This window comes from Propionivibrio sp., from assembly GCF_041441355.1.
Lineage (GTDB): Bacteria > Pseudomonadota > Gammaproteobacteria > Burkholderiales > Rhodocyclaceae > Propionivibrio.
Genome location: NZ_JASDTF010000019.1, coordinates 111,671 through 131,007, shown reverse-complemented (window position 1 = coordinate 131,007; position 19,337 = coordinate 111,671). Strand labels below are relative to the sequence as shown.

The 19,337-nt window shown below is 64.3% G+C and carries 19 protein-coding genes; 5 read left to right on the top strand and 14 right to left on the bottom strand.

The window, feature by feature from the left end:
* Positions 1-11: 11 nt before the first annotated feature.
* The gene (gene pepN / locus QMB55_RS07090) at positions 12-2,714 is read right to left on the bottom strand and encodes an aminopeptidase N (protein ID WP_497587982.1); all 2,703 of its coding nucleotides are present in this window, start codon (positions 2,712-2,714) and stop codon (positions 12-14) included.
* A gap of 271 nt (positions 2,715-2,985) precedes the next feature.
* On the opposite strand from pepN, the gene tpx reads away from it, so the two are divergent.
* Positions 2,986-3,489: a thiol peroxidase gene (gene tpx / locus QMB55_RS07085; RefSeq protein ID WP_497587981.1), complete on the top strand. Its 504-nt coding sequence runs from the start codon at positions 2,986-2,988 to the stop codon at positions 3,487-3,489.
* Positions 3,490-3,546: 57 nt separating this feature from the next.
* Here tpx and QMB55_RS07080 read toward each other — a convergent pair whose 3' ends face one another.
* On the bottom strand, positions 3,547-4,839 hold the full coding sequence (locus tag QMB55_RS07080; RefSeq protein ID WP_497587980.1) for an HD-GYP domain-containing protein: 1,293 nt from the start codon (positions 4,837-4,839) through the stop codon (positions 3,547-3,549).
* A 201-nt stretch (positions 4,840-5,040) separates the two neighbouring features.
* Between QMB55_RS07080 and QMB55_RS07075 the strand changes: the two genes are divergently transcribed.
* Positions 5,041-5,607, top strand: a complete 567-nt coding sequence (locus tag QMB55_RS07075) for a DOMON-like domain-containing protein (RefSeq protein WP_497587979.1) — start codon at positions 5,041-5,043, stop codon at positions 5,605-5,607.
* A 57-nt stretch (positions 5,608-5,664) separates the two neighbouring features.
* On the top strand, positions 5,665-6,882 hold the full coding sequence (locus tag QMB55_RS07070; RefSeq protein WP_497587978.1) for an exo-beta-N-acetylmuramidase NamZ family protein: 1,218 nt from the start codon (positions 5,665-5,667) through the stop codon (positions 6,880-6,882).
* A 236-nt stretch (positions 6,883-7,118) separates the two neighbouring features.
* Here the strand turns inward: QMB55_RS07070 and QMB55_RS07065 are convergent, their stop codons facing one another.
* From QMB55_RS07065 to QMB55_RS07015, 11 genes are all read right to left on the bottom strand, one after another.
* Positions 7,119-8,009, bottom strand: a complete 891-nt coding sequence (locus QMB55_RS07065) for a CobD/CbiB family protein (protein ID WP_497587977.1) — start codon at positions 8,007-8,009, stop codon at positions 7,119-7,121.
* Between the two features lie 190 nt (positions 8,010-8,199).
* On the bottom strand, positions 8,200-8,805 hold the full coding sequence (locus tag QMB55_RS07060) for a CoA pyrophosphatase (RefSeq protein WP_497587976.1): 606 nt from the start codon (positions 8,803-8,805) through the stop codon (positions 8,200-8,202).
* A gap of 37 nt (positions 8,806-8,842) precedes the next feature.
* Positions 8,843-9,133, bottom strand: coding sequence for a hypothetical protein (locus QMB55_RS07055; RefSeq protein ID WP_497587975.1), 291 nt, complete (start codon positions 9,131-9,133; stop codon positions 8,843-8,845).
* An 11-nt stretch (positions 9,134-9,144) separates the two neighbouring features.
* Positions 9,145-9,834, bottom strand: a complete 690-nt coding sequence (locus tag QMB55_RS07050; RefSeq protein WP_497587974.1) for a retropepsin-like aspartic protease family protein — start codon at positions 9,832-9,834, stop codon at positions 9,145-9,147.
* 220 nt (positions 9,835-10,054) lie between these two features.
* On the bottom strand, positions 10,055-10,762 hold the full coding sequence (gene rquA, locus QMB55_RS07045) for a rhodoquinone biosynthesis methyltransferase RquA (RefSeq protein ID WP_497587973.1): 708 nt from the start codon (positions 10,760-10,762) through the stop codon (positions 10,055-10,057).
* Positions 10,763-11,023: 261 nt separating this feature from the next.
* Positions 11,024-14,017, bottom strand: coding sequence for a DEAD/DEAH box helicase (locus tag QMB55_RS07040; RefSeq protein WP_497587972.1), 2,994 nt, complete (start codon positions 14,015-14,017; stop codon positions 11,024-11,026).
* 77 nt (positions 14,018-14,094) lie between these two features.
* Entirely contained in the window at positions 14,095-14,589 is a 495-nt protein-coding gene (locus QMB55_RS07035) for a YajQ family cyclic di-GMP-binding protein (protein ID WP_497587971.1), read from the bottom strand.
* A 76-nt stretch (positions 14,590-14,665) separates the two neighbouring features.
* A complete protein-coding gene (gene ppnP, locus QMB55_RS07030) occupies positions 14,666-14,977 on the bottom strand; it encodes a pyrimidine/purine nucleoside phosphorylase (RefSeq protein ID WP_497587970.1) in 312 nt (103 codons plus the stop codon).
* A 4-nt stretch (positions 14,978-14,981) separates the two neighbouring features.
* Entirely contained in the window at positions 14,982-15,188 is a 207-nt protein-coding gene (locus QMB55_RS07025; RefSeq protein WP_497587969.1) for a DUF2788 domain-containing protein, read from the bottom strand.
* Positions 15,189-15,210: 22 nt separating this feature from the next.
* Complete coding sequence (gene argF, locus QMB55_RS07020) at positions 15,211-16,137, bottom strand: ornithine carbamoyltransferase (RefSeq protein WP_497587968.1); 927 nt, start codon at positions 16,135-16,137, stop codon at positions 15,211-15,213.
* Positions 16,138-16,152: 15 nt separating this feature from the next.
* The gene (locus tag QMB55_RS07015) at positions 16,153-17,325 is read right to left on the bottom strand and encodes an aspartate aminotransferase family protein (protein ID WP_497587967.1); all 1,173 of its coding nucleotides are present in this window, start codon (positions 17,323-17,325) and stop codon (positions 16,153-16,155) included.
* Positions 17,326-17,537: 212 nt separating this feature from the next.
* Between QMB55_RS07015 and QMB55_RS07010 the strand changes: the two genes are divergently transcribed.
* The gene (locus QMB55_RS07010; RefSeq protein WP_497587966.1) at positions 17,538-18,308 is read left to right on the top strand and encodes a ParA family protein; all 771 of its coding nucleotides are present in this window, start codon (positions 17,538-17,540) and stop codon (positions 18,306-18,308) included.
* A gap of 38 nt (positions 18,309-18,346) precedes the next feature.
* Here QMB55_RS07010 and QMB55_RS07005 read toward each other — a convergent pair whose 3' ends face one another.
* Positions 18,347-18,601 (bottom strand): hypothetical protein, encoded by a 255-nt coding sequence (locus QMB55_RS07005; RefSeq protein ID WP_497587965.1) that lies wholly within the window; start codon positions 18,599-18,601, stop codon positions 18,347-18,349.
* Positions 18,602-18,888: 287 nt separating this feature from the next.
* On the opposite strand from QMB55_RS07005, the gene QMB55_RS07000 reads away from it, so the two are divergent.
* Positions 18,889-19,221, top strand: coding sequence for a DUF3579 domain-containing protein (locus QMB55_RS07000; protein ID WP_497587964.1), 333 nt, complete (start codon positions 18,889-18,891; stop codon positions 19,219-19,221).
* Positions 19,222-19,337: the final 116 nt, after the last annotated feature.

Below are 19,337 nucleotides of genomic sequence, written 5' to 3'. Positions count from 1 at the left end.
CGGACGAGGCCCTACGCGGCGCCGGACGCCAGCGCCTTATCCACCACCTCGAACACGTCGCGGGACAGGCCCGGCTGACGGTGCAAGCTTTCGAGCGCCGCGCGCGCATGCGCCTGGCGTTCGGGGTCGAAACGCCGCCAGCGATCAAAGCTACGCACCAGGCGCGAAGCCACCTGCGGGTTGAGCGGATCGAGCGCAGCCACCTGGGCGGCCAAGAAACGGTAGCCCCCGCCGTCGGCGGCGTGGAAGTGACGGTGATTGGCGCCAAAGGTCCGCAGCAGCGCATAAACCTTGTTCGGGTTGCGCAGATCGAAGGCCGGATGACGGGTCAGCGCCTCGACCCGCGCCAGCGTGCCTGTGCGCCGGCTCGTGGCCTGGACCGCCAGCCATTTGTCGACGACCAGCGCCTCGCCCTGCCAGCGGGCGTAGAAGTCGGCCAGCGCCGCGGCTCCGGCGTCATCGCCGGCCTCACCGTCGGCGTTGACCAGCACGCTCAGGGCGGCGAACTGGTCGGTCATGTTGTCGGCGTCCGTGTACTGACGGCGGGCCAGCGTCAGCGCCTCCGCGCCGCCCGCTTCGCCTTCCAGCTCCGCGAGGTAGGCCAGACAGAGGTTGCGCAGACGACGACGGGCCACCTCGTCCGGCGCCGTGCTGTACCCGCCGCGCGGGGCGAGCTCGGCATACCGCGCGGCGAAGGTCGCACCGTGATGCCGCGCCAGATGGCGCATCAGGCCGCGCCGTGCCTGATGCAGCACTTCGGGATCGACCACCGCCATCTGCTCGGCCAGCGTCGTTTCGCCCGGCAAGGTCAGTGCCTCGGCGACGAAGGCCGGATCGCTGGCGTCGGCGAGCACGCGTCCGACCGCGTCGAGCACGCGCGCAGGCCACTCAACGCGCGCGATATCCTCGCCGCGCGCCAGGCACTCGCACGCCGCGCCGATCAAGCGGGCGAACAGACGCTGCCCAGCCTCCCAACGATTGAACGGGTCGCGATCGTGCGCCAGGAGCAAGGCCAGCTCGTCATCGCCGTAGGCGTAATCGAGAATCACCGGCGCGGAAAAATCGCGCAGCAAGGACGGCACGGGGCGCTCGGCAACGCCGTCGAAGACAAAGCGCTGCGCGTCCCCGGTCAGCAGCAAGGTCGATCCGTTCTCAGTGGTCAGACCGTCGGAGCAGCGCACTGGGAGCTCGCCCCCGTCCGCACCGAGCAGGCCGACGGCGACCGGGATCAGGTAAGGCCCGCGCGCAGGGTCGCCCGGCGCCGGCACATACGCTGAATGACAACGCTGGGTGAGGGTCAGCGTGTAGCGCCGCGCCGCCGCGTCGTACTCGCCACGCGCGTCGACCTGCGGCGTTCCGGCCTGACGGTACCAGGCCATGAAGGGCGAAAAATCGAAACCGGAAGCGTCGGCCATGGCGGCGACGAAATCGTCGCAGGTCACCGCCTGCCCGTCGTGGCGCGCGAAGTAGAGGTCCATGCCACGGCGGAAGGCGTCGCGCCCGATCAGGGTCTGGAGCATGCGCACCACCTCGGCGCCCTTCTCATAGACCGTCGCGGTGTAGAAATTGTTGATCTCGAGGTAGGTCGACGGGCGCACCGGGTGCGACATCGGCCCCGCATCCTCGGGGAACTGCACCGCACGCAGGCCGCGCACTTCGCGGATGCGGGCAGTCTCGCGGCCATGCGTGTCGGCACCGAATTCCTGGTCGCGGAAGACCGTCAGCCCTTCCTTGAGCGAGAGCTGGAACCAGTCGCGGCAGGTCACGCGGTTGCCGGTCCAGTTGTGGAAGTACTCGTGCGCGACGACGCGGTCGATGTTTTCGAAATCGGTGTCGGTCGCCACGTCCGGGCGCGCCAGCACGTACTTGGTGTTGAAGATGTTGAGGCCCTTGTTTTCCATCGCCCCCATGTTGAAATCGCCGACGGCGACGATCATGTAGTGGTCGAGGTCGCACTCGAGGCCAAAGCGCTCTTCGTCCCAGCGCATCGCCTTCTTCAGCGCGTCCATGGCGTGCGGACACTGGTCGAGTTTCCCCGGCTCGACGTAGATGGCAAGCTGCACGGTCCGGCCGGAGGCGGTGCGGAAGGTGTCGCGCAGCACGTCGAGCTTGCCGGCGACCATGGCGAAGAGGTAGCTCGGTTTGGGGAAAGGATCTTCCCAGGTGGCGAAGTGACGACCACCCGCTTCATCACCCGCGGCGACCGGGTTGCCGTTGGCGAGCAGCACCGGGAACGCCGCCTTGTCGGCGTGCAGGGTCACCCGGTAGCGCGCCATCACGTCGGGACGGTCCGTGAACCAGGTAATGCGGCGAAAGCCTTGCGGTTCGCACTGGGTGAAATAGCCGTCGCGGCTGCGGTAGAAGCCGGAAAGCTCGGTGTTCGCATCCGGGCGCAGGCGCACCTTGGTCTCAAGCACGCAATGTTCCGGCAGATTGGGGATGACCAGCTCGCGCGCATCCAGGCGATATTCGTCCGGCGCCAGCAAGCGGCCATCGAGCGCCACGCTCAGGGTCTCGAGCGCTTCGCCATCGAAGCGAAGTTCGGTGTTCGCCGCGACGCCAGCCCGGCGGGAAAGCGACAAACGCGCGCTGACCACCGTCGCTTCGGCACCGAGATCGACGTCGAGCGCGACGGTGTCGATGAGGTAGGCCGGCGCCGTGTAATCCTTCAGGCAGATGGGTTGCAGCGATGTTTCTGGAGTTTGCTTGATCATGGCTCGCAAGGATGAAGTCCAAGCGCTCCGCAATGCGACACGGAAGCGACGGGAACAAGAGGCAAAGGGGAGAGAAAGCGCGGATGATAGCGGATACACTGTGATGCGCCGAGCGTACGAACTTTTTTCCGGCAAGGCTGACCAAACCCGGAAAGCCACCGCCCGGCAAGATACGGAAAACATATTCTTCAGGCATGTTCACCGACTCACGTCGCGAGCCTGGACAGCCTGGCTCGCAGCGCATTTTTTCCAACCACGCAAAGGAATCGAAATGGCCAACACCGTCACGCTCGGCGGCAACCCCGTCCAGGTCGCCGGCAACTTTTTGCAAAAAGGGCAAACCGCGCCCGCGTTCACGCTGGTCGCCAAAGACCTCGCCGACACGCCGCTCGCCAGCTTCGCCGGCAAACGCAAGGTGCTCAATATCTTCCCGAGCATCGACACGCCGACCTGCGCGCTCTCGGTCCGCCGCTTCAACCAAAGCGCCAGCCAGCTGAACAACACCGTGGTGCTGTGCATCTCGGCCGACCTGCCCTTCGCCCAGAAGCGTTTCTGCGGTGCCGAGAACATCGAGAACGTGGTCACCCTCTCGACCATGCGTGGTGCCGACTTCCTGCAACACTACGGCGTCGCCCTTGCCAGCGGCCCCTTGGCCGGGGTTGCTGCGCGCGCGGTCGTCGTCCTCGACGAGAACGACGTCGTGCTGCACAGCGAGCTGGTCAGCGAAATCAAGAACGAACCGGACTACGACGCGGCGCTCCAGGCGCTGGCTTAAGCCGTTCCCGGCAGGCGCGCCCGGCCGTCCCCTGCCGATCCGTATCGGCACCACGCGTCAGGGCGCGCGCCCTGCGGTTTCCACCCGCCCCGCGCCGGCGAGGCGCATCGCCCGCCCCATGTTCGTTTCGAGCACCTGGACCACCTCGCCATCGACCAGGCCGCACAGGGTCAGTTTGTCGAGGTAGGCTCGCACCGCACCTTCGGTCAACCCGGCCCGATAAGGCCGGTTCTGCACCATGGCCTGAAAGATGTCGGCCACGCGCAGGATGCGCGCCGGCAAGGAGAATTTTGCGGCGTCCAGATGGAAGGGATAGCCCCGCCCCCCCGGGGCTTCGTGGTGATACGCCGCCCATTGCGCAATCTCCTCGAGGCCGCGGATACGCCCGAGGATCTGGTACGTCTCGTAGCTGTGCGTCTGCATCACCGTGAGTTCCTGATCGTCAAGCGGTCCGGGCTTATCCAGGATGTCGTCGGGAACGCGCAGCTTGCCCAGATCGTGCAGTAGGCCGGCGATCAGCAGTTTGTCGCACACCAGCGCGTCGAGCCCCATCAGCCGCCCGACCAGGCGGGCGACCCGCGCCACGCCCAGGGAATGGTTGGCGGTGTAGGTGCTCTTGGCATCGACGATGCGCGCGAAGATGTGCGCCAGGCGCTTGAGGTCGCGCATCGTCGGCTGGAATTTCCGCCCTCCGCTGAGTTTTCCCTGTAGCACCTGCTGGATGCCGCGTGGCTCAAGACCGAGCCAGAACGCCTCGGACGACGAAACGCTCATGAAGGCTTCGACCAGACGCGGCGCAAAAAAACTGCCCGAGAGGCCGGCGATGTGCGCCCGCAGGGTCTGGTTATGGCGCAGGATGCTGTCACCGCTGTAAAACGCGGCGCACATGGCGTCGACCCGGTCGGTGAGGAAAATCAGGTTGGCCGCCTCGGCCACCTCGGGAGCCACGTCGGCGCGCGACTGCAAGGTCGCCCAGTGGGTGTGGTGCAAACGCACCGGCTCGGCCATCCTGGCCAGCGGCTGGAAACTGCACAACAGCTGATACCCGATCTCGCAATGTTCCTGCGAGTTCTCCCAGTCGAACTCGCTCACCAGCATGGCATGCACGCGCGACGAGGAAACGCCGATGTCGTGCAGCATGCCGAGGTCGAAGATGAAGGTCGCCTCATTCGGATCGTAGCCCAGCTGTTGCGCGCAGCGTTCGGCCATGATGGCCACGCGCTTGCCGTGCGCGACATCGGAGATGCCGACCAGATCCAGCGCATCCGAAAGCGCATAAACGATTTCGCGCAAATCGACGTCCAGCAGTTCGCGCTCATCCCGAGCTTCGACCATCAATGGGCTATCCATGACTAACCTCGTGAAATAACGGGCGAGCGACCTGGGCCGGCCGGTCAGGCCATGACCGGAGCGCACGCGCGACGATCGACTTCACTCTGGCAAAAGCCGGAGGGCCTTGGTATCCGTATTTCCCGCCTCGGCGCGGGCGCGGGCCGAGGCGGGCGACCGTCAAGACGGGGCAAAAAACGGCCGCGGAGGTAGAATCCCGCCATGCCTGCCGAAGAACGTTTCCTGAACTGCCATCCGCGCACGCCCGCCCCGGCGATCCAGCGCCTGAGGGCCTCGCTGCAAATCCGCCCCGAAGGCGGGCTGCGGCTCCGTTACCAGCTTGCCGGCGACATCGCGCGCCTGCGCATCGCCGCAACCAAGGCGCATCCCGAACGCGGCGACCGCCTCTGGGAGCAGACCTGCTTCGAGGTTTTCCTTGCCCGCGCCGATCAGGCGGCTTACCGCGAATTCAATTTTTCCCCGTCCGGCGACTGGGCGATGTATGCCTTCGCCGATTACCGGCGCCCCGGCGAGCCGCAGGAATCCGAGCGCCTCGCCCCCCCGCGCCTGTCCGTCCTCCAGACTGCCGGGCGCGTCGAACTCACGGCTGAACTCGACGCCAGCGCCCTGCCGCCGGGTAACGCGGCGCTCCTCGTCGGACTCACGGCCGTCGTCGAAAGCGACGACCTGGGCGACGGACGTCACAGCTACTGGGCGCTCCACCACCCGAGCGAGCGCCCGGACTTCCACCACCGCGCCGGATTCACCTGGGTCCTGCCCACCGACTGAACACGGCCCACGCGTGCCCGTCCGGCACGCGCTGCCACGCTTCGAAAGAAAACGCCCATGCCCATCGCCTTCGGCCTCGACCGCCTGCTCGCCGACCCGACCTTACGCCACGCTCTCTCCGGCCAGCGCCTCGCCTTGCTCGCCCATCCGGCCAGCGTCAGCGCCGACCTCACGCACGCCCTCGACGCGCTCGCCGCCTGCCCCGACCTCCGCCTCAGCGCCGCCTTCGGGCCGCAGCACGGGCTGCGCGGCGACAAGCAGGACAACATGGTCGAATCCGCCGATTACCTCGACCCCATCCACGGCATCCCGATCTTCAGCCTCTACGGCGAAGTCCGGCGGCCGACCGCGGCGATGATGGAGACTTCCGACGTCCTGCTGATCGACCTGCAGGACCTCGGCTGCCGCATCTACACCTTCATCACCACCCTGCGCTACATGCTCGAAGCCGCCGCCACGCACGGCAAGCGCGTCTATATCCTCGACCGTCCGAACCCCGCGGGCCGGCCGGTCGAAGGGCTGACCCTGCGCCCGGGCTGGGAGAGTTTCGTCGGCGCCGGCGCGCTGCCGATGCGCCACGGCCTCACACTGGGCGAGCTTGCCGGCTGGTTCGTGCGCACGCTTCAACTCGACCTCGACTGGCAGGTCATTCCCATGCGCAACTGGCAGCCCGAAGCCAGCCCCGGCTTCGGCTGGCCGCTCGGCGAGCGGACCTGGATCAACCCCAGCCCGAACGCGCCCAACCTGTCGATGGCGCGTTGCTACGCCGGCACGGTGATGCTCGAAGGCACGACGCTCTCCGAAGGGCGCGGCACCACCCGCCCGCTCGAGCTCTTCGGCGCCCCCGACCTCGATGCTCGCGCGCTGCTGACCAGAATGCACGCCTTGGCGCCCGACTGGCTCGCCGGTTGCCGCCTGCGCGAATGCTGGTTCGAACCGACCTTTCACAAGCACGCCGGCCAGCTCTGCAACGGCGTCCAGATCCACGTCGAGGATGGCCACTACGCGCACCATCTGTTCCGCCCCTGGCGCCTGCAGGCGCTGGCGTTCAAAGCCATCCGTCAGCTCTGGCCCGACTACCCGCTGTGGCGCGACTTTCCCTACGAGTACGAATTCGAGCGCCTGGCCATCGACCTGATCAACGGCAGCCCGCTGCTGCGCGAGTGGGTCGACGACCCGGCCGCGACGCCGGCCGATCTCGACGCACTGGCGCGTGCCGACGAGGCCGCGTGGGAAGAAACGCGCCAGGCGCACCTTCGCAGCGAATACCGCTGACGAGCCGCGCCAAGCGCGGCCTGCAAAGGGCGTCTGGATGCGCCCTCCAGGCCGGCGCCAGGGCGCGCCACCTCTAGCGTTTGGCGGCATGACGTTCGGTCAGCAGGCGCCGCCTGCACCGTCCATCTGCATGTCCGCAGGATCATTCCGGTGGACATGCAGAGTAAGACGCCAAGACAGTGCCAAGACGCAGCAAGACGCCGTCGGCATCGTCTCGCTGGTATCGCGAATTCGAATCAGGCCGCGAGCAGGCCGGCGAAGCCGAACAGAAACAGCACCAGCAGCCAGAGCAGGAGGGCGCGCCAAACCAGCGCCACGGCGCTGTGCATGTGGCCGGTATCGGCCGCCTCGCCGTTGCTTTCGTTGCACCCCGCAAGGCGGACGCCCAGCGCCCCGGCGCCGCTCGCCAGAACGATGGCGGCGTGGCGAGCATCGTTCAGATCGCGGGTACGCCAGCTGAACATCGCGTCCTCAAAATTGCCGACCACCGCGAACAACAGCCCCGTAAGCCGCAGCGGCAACCAGTCGACGACGGCGAAGGCCTGCCGGGCAAAGGCGGCAAAAGCGTCGTTCGGATCCTGGCTGCGCCGCCCCCAGACCGCATCGAGTTCGGCCGCCACGCAATAGAGCACCGCGCCGCACGGCCCGGGCAGCAGGACAAAACAGACGAGCACGCCAAAGACATGCCGATGCGAGGCCACCAGCGCCTGTTCGATGGCCCGCTGCGCAACCTCCGACGTCGAAAGTCCGGCGCAGGACTCGCCGCGCCACTCGCCGAGCAATTCCCGGGCGTGTTCCAGGTCGTCCATGCGGAGCGCCAGGTGGATGGCGGAGTAGTAGTGGCTAAATTGCCGGAAGCCCAGGGTGAGGTAAAGAACGCCGACGGTCCACAACCAGCCGAGCAAAGGATTGAGCGCGTCAAAAACGACGGCGACGAGGCCGCTCAGAGCGACCAGCGGAACGACCACCGCGCACCAGGCCCAGGCGCCGTTATGCGACTCGCCGGCATCGAAACGCCGTTCGATCCAGTCGGCCAGCCCGAACAGCGGGGTGCGCACGCAGGCAACATAGGACAAAGGGCGCAGCTGCTCGAGGAGAAGGACGGCAATGACCGAAAAGATGACCATGGTGACAGGCGACGTGGGTAAGGGCACAACGGGACCGAGGCGGATCAACATAACATAAGCCGGCCGCATCTAGAACGCCGGCGCCGCACAAGCGAGATGCCCCTCCGGGCCACATGGCATTCACCGTCCGGGCCGCCTGCAGCTGCGAGCAGGCCTCTCAGGTGCCTCGCCTCCAACCCGCCGCAACCGGTTAAGCGCGCGTTTCCAGTCCCCGGTTCAGAACCTGGGCCAGGGCAACGATGATTCCGGCCGTCGCCCCCCAGATGAAACGGTCGGCGTAGGTCATGGCGAAATAGCGGCGCATCCGGCCCATGTATTCGCGTTCGTACTCGCGATGATTGGCCGGGTCGAGGAGGAAAGCGAGCGGCACCTCGAAGGCCTCGGCCACTTCGCGCGGATCGGGTCGCAACTCGATCGGCAGCGCGATGCGCCCCACCACGGGCGTGATCCGGTAGCCGGTTCCGGTACGGTAATCGGGCAGGTAGCCGAGCACATCCACGCGTTCGGGGGCCAGACCGATCTCCTCCCAGGCTTCGCGCAGGGCGGTCGCCTGCGGTGACGCGTCTTCGGCTTCGACGCGCCCGCCGGGAAAGCTGATCTGCCCGGGATGATGCTTCAAGGCTTCGGTACGCTGGGTCAGCAGCACGCTCGGCCCGTCCGCACGGTCGAGGATGGGAAAAAGCACCGCTGCCGGAACCAGCGCATCCTCGCTCACGCCATCGTCAGCGAGAAAGGGCGTCCGCCGCGGGCCGGACAAGAGGGCCGCGCACAGAGAACGCCAATCGTATTCCGACATCCCCGGCGTCGCTCCTTTCGCGGCTAGGCGTTGAGATTCACGCGCGTCCGGCCGCCTGCCGCAGCTCGTCATCGCCCCTCGGATACACCTCTTCGATTTCGGCATGCACCGAATCGAGCGCATCCTGCAAGGTCTCTTCCGAAAGGAGATTGATCGAGGTGGCCACCAGATCGGCTGACTCGATCGCGGCCACCGGCAGACGGCGGCTGTCGAGGCAGGCAATCAGGGCCGCCGCGGTCCCGGCCACGTGCAGCAGCGCTTGCCGCTCGCCCATCAACAACTCAACTTCGCGGCGCAACAGGGCGATTTCCTGATCGCGATGTGGCATAGACGACTCTCCTAGTAGCGTTTCTTCAGCGTCATGGTGTCGCCATCCCGCTGCATTTCCATTCGATTCAGGAAGCTCATGCCGAGCAAGGCGAACGGCATTTCGGTCGAATGCACCATGGCATCGACGTTCATGACGACGATCTCACCCACCCGGACACTGTCCAACTTGACCCGCGACGCCACGGTCTGGCCATTCGCGGTATTTACCACCACCTGCTCGGCGCGCGTCAGGTCGATCCCGAGCCGGCGCGCATCCGAGGCTCCGAGGGCCACCGACGAAGCCCCGGTATCGACCAGGAAACGCATCGCGGCGCCGTTCACCTGACCGGTCGTGACGAAGTGGCCCCGTCCGTCGGCGGTCAGCACCGCGGTCTGCGGCCCCGAAGTGGACGTCTGCGACGAAATGTACTGGCCGATGCGCAGCACGCGCCGCTTGCCGTCGACCTCGACCGTCGCCGTTTCGCGCTCGACCGAAACCACCAGCACGCCCTCTTCCGTACGCGCGCCCACCGCCACCGTGCGCGGCACCCCGCCGTTGACCGTGAGCAGCGCCTTGCCCGGAAAAACCCCGGCCAGGCCGATCTCGGCCGCCAGGCTCGGCCCGGCCAGGCACAACGCCATGGCGGCGCATGCGCCGAGCCGGAGCTGGCGGAAGAACCCGGACGTAAGACCCGGCGAAGGTGGGAAGGACATGGTCATGGCATCGGCCGCGATCAAAGTGCGGCCTATTCTGCCACAAAGAAATGTCCGGATTGGCTCCGTACTAACCGCAGAAAAAAGACTTTTTCATGCGCTTTGCGCAGGCCCCGAAAGTCCGCATGAAAGGCCTCCGGAGGACGACGCAACGCGCATGCCCGCGGCCTGCGAAACGCCTGCGCCGCGGTACGCAGCGCAGCGAATCAGGCCAGGAGCGTCTTCATCACCCTTTGTGCTCGACCACCACGCACTGATACACGCCGGCGAAGAAAGTCCGCTTGCGCCAGGTGAAGCGCTCGGGATGCGCGGCATAGTGGCTGATTTCGTTCTTCCACAAGGTTTCGGCGAAGGGCTCGAGGTAGTGATTGACCAGCTTCAGGATGTAGCGGATCGGCTGCCACTTGGCCGGGTTGTGGTAATCGACAAAGACCGCCTTGCCGCCCTTGGGCAGTTTGCTCAGCATGTGATTGACGATCTCGAACTTCTTTTCCTCCGGCACTTCGTGCAACAGGAAGAAGCTGCAGATCAGGTCGTAGTCCTTGCCGTCGCCCTGGAACGCCGCCGCGTCGCTGCGGATCACCTTGGCCCAGTTCATGTCCGCGAGTTTGCGCGTACCGTGCTCGATCTGCACCGGCGTGACGTCGGTCAGGTGGAAAGCCCCCTTGGGCCCGACCTTGCGCGCCGCGCGCGAAACCAGATCGCCATAGACGTGCGCCAGTTGCCAGACGCGCGAGCCTTCCTTGATCTCGTTCAGGTAGGCGCGCATCAGACGTTGGTCGTTGAGGAACAGCAGGATGCGGACGACGATGTTCCGGTCGAGCATGCGTACCCACTTGGGATCGACGTACGCCCAGTCGTATACCTCGGTCATGTACTCCGGAACCCCGTCGTAGTAGGGATCCACTGCCAACGTCGGGTGATTCTTGGTCATTTCTCGGTCCTATACAGTCAAGTTCCTGGCCGTCGGCACACCGCCGAACTCCGGGAACCAGGTGCGGCCAAGCGAACAGAAAGGCACAACAAAGCGTGAGATTATCCTCGACCTTCTCGCCCCGGTCAAACCCTGAACGTGCGCACACGAAAGCATGAAGCCCTTACATTTCATAAGGATTGCGCTGGATCAATCAAAAATCTCAGCGTCATGGCAACAAGAACCACTCTCACGCAGAACAGCTTTTTTTTACGCCAAAGCTCAAGGCGGTAGCGCCTCGAAGAGCGCCGTCAAATCCTCTTCGCCAAACTTGAGGTCGACGCGGTGATCTTCGGAAAGAATGCCGGCAGCCAGTTCGGATTTGCGCTCCTGCAAAGCCAGGATTTTTTCTTCGATGCTGCCGGCGACGATCAGCTTATAGACGAAGACCGGCTTGTCTTGCCCCAGCCGATGCGCGCGGTCGGTGGCCTGATTCTCGACCGCCGGGTTCCACCACGGGTCGTAATGGATGACCGTATCGGCCGCCGTCAGGTTGAGACCGACCCCGCCCGCCTTCAGGCTGATCAGAAAAATCTGCACTTCGCCTGCCTGGAAGCGGCGTACCGGAACTTCGCGGTCGTCGGTGTCGCCGGTCAGGATCAAGTAGTCAAGCCCGGCCTGGCGCAGCTCCTGCTCAATCAACGCCAGCATGCTGGTAAATTGCGAGAAGATCAGGATGCGCCGCCCCTCGTCGACCAGTTCCGGCACCAGGGTCATCAGCAGCTCGAGCTTGGCGCGTTCCTTGACCCGCTGCGCGGCGCTGGAGCGCACCAGGCGCGGGTCGCAGCAGACCTGACGGAGTTTGAGCAGCGCGTCGAGGATGACGAACTGGCTGCGACCGAAGCCCTTGCTGGCGACTTCCTCGCGCACCATCGCGTCCATCGCCGCGCGCACCGTCTCGTAGAGGTCGCGCTGAGCACCGGAAAGTTCGACCGTGCGCACGATCACCGTTTTGGGCGGCAGTTCGCGTGCCACGTCTTCCTTCTTGCGGCGCAGGACGAAAGGCCGGATGCGGCGCGCGAGCAGCGCCCGCCGGTCGTTGTCGGCCTGCTTCTCGATCGGCGTCCGCCAGTAACGCAGGAAGTTGGCGCTGCTGCCGAGAAACCCGGGCAAGAGAAAGTCGAACTGGCTCCACAGCTCACCAAGGTGGTTCTCCAGCGGCGTCCCGGTCAGACACAGGCGATGGCGCGCCTCGAGCCGGCGCACGACCTCGGCCCCCTGGCTGCGTGCATTCTTGACTGTCTGCGCCTCGTCGAGAATCAGCAAGTGATAGCGATGCTGGGTCAGCTCAGCCGCATCGCGCCACAGCAGGGGATACGTCGTGAGCACGACGTCATGATTCGGAATCTCGGGGAAACGGCTTTTGCGCTCAGCCCCGTGCAGCGAAAGCACGCGCAACGCAGGGGCGAAACGCGCTGCTTCGTCGCGCCAGTTGAAGATCAGCGAAGTGGGCAGGACGATCAGCGCCGGACGGTCAAGGCGCCCCGCTTCCTTCTCGAGCAGCAGATGCGCCAAGGCCTGCGCGGTCTTGCCCAGGCCCATGTCGTCGGCCAGGATGCCGGAGAGCTTGTGCCGACGCAGAAATTGCAGCCAGGACAAGCCTTCCCGCTGGTAGGGGCGGAGCTCAAGCCCCAGGCTGCTGGGGGGCTCGACGTCGGAAATGCCCTGCGCAGCGACCAGCTTCTCGGCCATGGCCATGACATCGGCCTGACCGTGGAATTGCCAGCGGTCCGGGTCGCCGAGTTCCGCCAGACGCGGAGCGTCAAAGCGTGAAACACGCAGCGTCGGCCCGCCCTGGAAACCGTCGAAGAGGTCGATCAAGGTCGCCGCCAACGGTTTGAGGCGCCCGGCGGGCGCACGCACCCGCTTGCTGGTCGGGGTCTTGAGCTCGACCATCTCGGCGTCGTCGATCTCGCGCAGCATGAAGGGATCGAGCCAGCGCGGGTCGCGCCGGAACAAGGCCGCCAGGAGCGGCGCAAGCGGCATGCGCACGCCTTCGACGACGATGCCCATGTCCAGCTCGAACCAGCCGCCGTCGGCCTCCGCAGGCTCGACGAGCACCGCATCCCAGGCGTCGACTTCGAGCGCATGATGACGAAAATCGTCGTCGTAAACGATCTCCCAGCCGGCCAGCTTGAGCGCGTTGATGCCCTCCTGCACGAACGCCGCCCAATCGTCTTCGCAGGCCAGTCCGTAAGGGCATTCGGGCATTGTTCCCGCGGCATGCAGGACATAGCCCGGAATCTTGTGCAGCCCGCCGTCCGCCAGACGCTCGAGGAGCAAACGCTCGCGCTCATGGCGGCGCACCACGCGCACCGCCTCGCCGTCGGGCAGGCTGCAATACTCGTGCGGGTCGCCGGGCAGGAATTCTGCGTCCTGATAACGGAAGACCGGCAAGGCGACGTCGAACATGCCTTCGTCGCCGGCTTCGTAGTCGCGCCAACTGCGCTGCCCGAGCACGTCGAGCGTGCGCAGGCGCAGGACGGCCACCGGATTGACGTCGATGCAGCGCAAACCGGCATCGGTTTCCTCAACCGGGATCGGCAGCTCGGGCGCGAGTTCGCTCAGTGTTTCGGCAACCAGCGCCGCCTCGCGCTCGGTGAGCGGCGGCAGGGCAAACAGGCGGCCGACGACGGCCGGATTGCCCGGAACTTCGAGCGGCCCGACGCAGCCTTCATCGATATCGACGAACCAGGGCGGATCGAGCGGCACGACGTGGCTGGCTTCCGGCTGCGCCTTAAGGCACGGCCGCTGCCGACCGTTGATGTCGAGCCGCCAGCTCACCGTCGCCGGCCGTGCTTCCGCCAGGCGCAGAGGTGAAGCATCGGTTGCCGGGTAGAGGCGCCCGGACTGGGCCATGCGCTGCAGAATCTCGGCCCCGTGCTTCGGGCCGAGGCCGAACGCACGCAAGCCACTGTCATGGCTGCGCTCGGCCCACAGCATGCGCAAAATGGGCTGGTCTTCATCGATCACAAAGGGCGGCGGCTTGAGCAGGGCGCGATCAACGGCCCACCACTCCTCGGCACTCTCGGGATCGCGCCCTTTATGCACGGTCACGCCGAAGCGCAAGCCGTCGCGCGTCCAGTGCAGTCGATAGAAAAGCTGGTTGCGATTGACCGCGCCGCGGCCGGTTTTCTTGCTGACCGCAACCGAGACCCGACGCAACTCTTCGACCCAGGACAACACGCCCGGGTTGATACGATCCTTGTCCTGCACGTCTTCAGTCCTGCTGCATGGGGTGGCGCCTGCGCGGCAGACAACTCAACGTCCGTCTCCGAAGCATTCGCTGCGCTTCAGTCGCGGAAGTTGCCGTACTTGATCGGAAAATCGGTGATCGCCTTCGTCACCTGAGCGATGCACGCCTGCAGTTCGTCGCGCTTGGCGCCCGAAACACGCACCGTGTCGCCCTGGATCGAGGCTTGCACCTTGAGCTTGGAATCCTTGATCAGCTTGACGATCTTCTTGGCCAGCTCGGACTCGATCCCGATCTTGATCTTGAGTTCCTGCTTGACCTTGTTGCCCGAAACCTTCTGCACCGTCTGCTGATCGAGGCGCTTGACGCTTTCCTTCTCCTTCTTCTCCATGGCTGGGAAGAGGATGTCCTTGATCTGGTCGAGCTGGAAATCGGAATCACCGTGCAGGGTGATGACCTTGTCCTTTTCGTTGAGTTCGACTTTGGCCGAGGTCCCTTTGAAGTCGTAGCGGGCGTCGATCTGGCGGCTGGTGACGTCGATCGCGTTCTTCAGCGCAACCAAGTCGGCTTCGGATGAAAAATCGAAAGACGGCATAGGTTTTCCTCTGTATGGATGTAAATTCGCGCGCCGGTCGGTTCGACTCGGCGCGCGATCGGATGCGGCTTCGGCCTTAGCCGAAGTGGCAGACGTAGTGATACGGCTCGTCGCAAGCAATCTCGAACGACGAATTTCCGTGTACCGAGAACGATTGACCGGCGCTGTAGGTGGTCCATTCAGAGACCCCTGCCAGACGCACGCGGCACGATCCGCCGACGCACTCCATCACTTCCGGCGCTCCGGTGTTGAAGGTCAACGTCGCCGGCAGGATGACGCCGACCGTTTTCTTGGTGCCATCGGCAAACAGCACGGTGTGGCTGATGCACTTGCCGTCGAAATAGACGTTGGCCTGCTTGACGACGCTCACATTGTCGAATTGCGACATGGGTTCACCTCAGAAAATGTTCCAGCAGGCCCTTGGCGACAAAACCGAGCATGCCGAAAGCAAGAACGAAAAACAGGACGAAGGTGCCGACTTTTCCGGCCTTGGACGTCCAGGCGAGTTCACCGATGATGAACAGCATGAAGAGCATGAAGGCCGCCAACCCGAAGGTCATGCCGAATTCTGCAACCTGCTCCTCGCTAAATCCGAACATCGGTGGTTCCTCGCGCGACGGCTCAGACCTCGACGCGTCCGAGCACCAGATATTCCATCAGCGCCTTCTGCACATGCAGCCGGTTTTCCGCCTCATCCCAGACCAAGCTCTGCGGCCCGTCGATCACCTCGGCGGCGACTTCCTCGCCGCGATGCGCCGGCAGGCAATGCAGGAAGATGGCGTCGGGATTGGCCACCGCCATCATCTCGGCGTCGACCTGCCAGTCGGCGAAAGCCAAGCGCCGCGTCTCGTTCTCGGCCTCAAAGCCCATTGAGGTCCACACGTCGGTGGTCACGATGTCCGCGCCACGCGCAGCCTCCATCGGATCGGCAAAGGTACGGAAGTGCGCGCTCCCCTCGAGGCCGGCGGCGGCCGGATCGATTTCGTAGCCCGGGGGCGTCGACACATGCACGGAGAAGCCCAGCACTTCAGCCGCCTGCAGCCAGGTGTTGCACATGTTGTTCGAATCGCCGATCCAGGCCACCGTTTTGCCGGCGATCGGACCGCGCTGCTCGATGTAGGTGTAGATGTCGGCCATGATCTGGCACGGGTGGTATTCGTTGGTCAGCCCGTTGATCACCGGCACCCGCGAATGCCGGGCGAGACGCTCGACGATGTCCTGTTCGAAGGTGCGGATCATGATGATGTCGCTCATGCGCGAAATCACTTGTGCCGCATCCTCCACCGGCTCGCCGCGCCCAAGTTGCGAGTCGCGAGTATTGAGGTAGATCGCCGCACCGCCGAGCTGCTGCACGCCGGCCTCGAAGGACAGGCGAGTGCGGGTACTGGCCTTCTCGAAAATCATCACCAGCGTCCGGTCGGAGAGCGGCCAATAACGCTTATAGGCTTTGAACTGCTCCTTGATCCAGCGCGTGCGCTCAAAGAGGTAGGCGTACTCCTCGCGCGTAAAATCCTTGAACTGCAGGTAGTGTTTGACTGCCGTCTTCATCGTCAGAGGTTCCGTTCAGCCCGCCAGAAAAGCGCGGATCAGTTTGGCAAGGCGGGCGACGAGTTCATGCGCGTCGTCTTCACCGAAATTGAGCGCCGGCAGCAGACGCACCACGCAATCGGCCGTCACGTTGATCAGGACGCCAGCTTCGAGGCCTTTCTGCACGATCGCCCCGCACGGCCGATCGAGTTCGATGCCGATCATCAGACCATTGCCGCGGATGTCGACCACCCCGGCCACGCCGGCAAGGGCCGTCTTCAGTTCGTCACGGATCAGCTGACCGATGCGTACGGCGCTCTCGCGCAACCCTTCCTTCTCGACCACGTCCAGCGTGGTCAGCGCCGCCGTCATCGCCAGCTGGTTGCCTCCGAAGGTCGTCCCGTGATTGCCCGGCCCGAAGAGGCCGGCCGCTTTGCCCGAAGCCAGGCAGGCGCCCACCGGAACACCGCCGGCCAAGCCTTTGGCGAGGGTCGCCACGTCGGGCACGATGCCCGCGTGCTGGAAGCCGAACCACGGACCAGTGCGGCCGATGCCGCACTGAACTTCGTCGCAGATCATCAGCCAAGCGTTTTCATCGCACAACTGACGCACGCCGCGCTGGAAATCGAGGTCGGCCATGTGGATGCCACCCTCGCCCTGCACCGCCTCATACATCACGGCGACGATGGATTTGTTGTGCTGGGCCACTTCGCGGATCGCCGCCAGATCGTTGTACGGCACGCGCAGAAAACCGGCGACCAGCGGCTCGAAGCCTGCCTGGATCTTGCGGTTTCCCGTCGCCGACAGGGTCGCCATCGTGCGCCCATGGAACGACTTCTCCATCACCACGATGGTCGGATTCTCGATGCCGCGCTGGTTGCCGTAGAAACGCGCCAGCTTGATCGCCGCCTCATTGGCCTCACAGCCGGAGTTGCAGAAGAAGACTTCCTGCATCCCCGAAATCGCGCACAGGCGATTGGCGAGTTGCTCCTGCAAGGGCATCTGATAGAGGTTGGAGGTATGCAGCAGGCGGCCCGCTTGCGCAGCGATCGCCGCCACCAGCTCGGGATGGTTGTGACCCAGCGTGTTCACCGCGATGCCAGACAGGGCATCGAGGTAAAGCTTGCCTTCGGTATCGGTCACCCAGCTTCCGTCGCCATGACTGAAAGCAACTGGCAACCGGGCGTAAGTGTTCATGACATGCGACATGTAAACCACCCCAATGAGGCCCATTAAATTGAAACGGCGGCCCACGCCGCCGCAACCAAAACGATCCTTTTGCCGCGACTCCCGGCACAGCGGAAGCCCTGTGCGCAAAATCCGCAGGATCGGAAAGTGTAAGACAAAACAAGACGCATGTATATATTTCAAGTCCCGCGAGAAGACTCTCCCGACATGGTTATCTCGGGCTACAATGGGCCATGCGGATCGCCGTGTTCAACCAGAAGGGCGGCGTTGGAAAAACCACCACGACGCTCAACCTCGCCGCCGCCATCGTGCGCCATGGCGGGCAGCCGCTCTTGCTGGATCTGGACCCGCAATGCCACCTCTCCGGCATCCACGGCAACCCGCCTCGTGACTCGACCCACAGCCTGTTCGGTTTCTACCAGAACTCGCGCTGCCTGTCGGAACTCACCCTGTCGTGGGACGGCATCGGACGCCTCGTCCCCTCACACCAACACCTCATCAAGGTCGACTCGATTTTCGGCAAGGGCCCCGCGATCCTGAACAAGCTCCGTCAGGGACTCGACCGCATCGACGAAGTCGTCCCCGGTCAGGCTGCACAAACCACGCTGATCGATTGCTGCCCCTACGTCGGCGTCCTGTCGCTCAACGCCATCTTCGCCTGCGATCTGCTGCTCGTCCCGGTCTCGACCGACTACATGTCGCTCCAGGCGGCAGAGCAGATGGCGCGCACCCTGGAGATCCTCGAACCGGTGCTTAAGCGGCGCGTCGAACGCCGTTACCTGCTCACCCGCTTCGACCGACGTCGCAAGATGAGCGAAGACGTTCGGCAACGCCTGCACGAACGTTACGGCGACGAAGTGTGCACCACCGTCATTGCCGAGAACGTGGCGATCGCCGAAAGCCCGGCACAACGCCGCGACGTCTTCAGCCACAACGCGGGCAGCACAGGCGCCCGCGACTACGCCGCGCTGCACAGCGAATTCCTGCACCAGAAACTACTCTAGAGGACGTGCCGCGCACCGAGGGTGCGTCGATGCCGACGTCAGCCGGAACGGCCGGTTCTCGCCCCCGACTCGCCGGAGGACGCGATCAAATCCATGACCTCTTCGTAACTCGCGTCGTTGCCACGCATCACCCCCCGATTGCGCACCGGAAAGCAGCGCGACTCGAGAATCTCGCAGCCGACATAAATTTGCCGCAGCTTGCGTTCCGCATCGGAAGCGTCACAACCGAGAATCATCAGATGATCAACGATCGCCCCGCTCCGCGTCCGAATGCGGAAGCCGAACTTCGCCACAGCAGCACACGTGGAGGACATGAAAAAAAACAGCTCTGCATCAAAGGGATATGGAGACTATATGCAGCAAAGCATGGGGAATCAAGCCAAAGCGCCTGTTTATGCATGCATCCCCGGATAAAATTGCCCTTATATACATCAAAAAACAACGCCGAATGCTGAAATCGGTTTTTATGATGCGATTACCCGGGACGCAAACAGGGTAGCTCTGCTAGAATCGCGCGTATAACAAGAAATGATTCATCCCTGTTTTCATTATTCTTTTTTCATTTCTGAACAGCACAGCCATGCGATTCTCTTCAAATACCCCCTACATCATCGTGGGCCTGACGAGCGAAGGCAAACGCTTCCGCCCGAGCGACTGGGCCGAAAGACTGAGCGGCGTCCTGTCCGCTTTCTGCACCGAAAAACGCATGAAGTACTCCCCCTACGTCAGCCCGGGCTTCTACAACGACGCCAAGGCCGTTTTCGTCGACGGCGACCTTTATGACGTCGACCCGATGGCCTACCGCTTTGTGCTCAACTTTGCCGTCGACAACGACCTGCAACTCATCGAGGCCGCCTGCCCGATCCGCAGCAAATACAAGGATCAGAACGAAGTCGCTGTCGCTGCAGCCTAAACTGCGAGTTCTTCAACCTTTCCAGAGCACAAGGCTCAGCGTCTCTTGCCCATCGCGCCCGAAGCGCGCCGGCATGAGGCAAACAAAAACGGCGTCCGAAGACGCCGTTTTTCTGT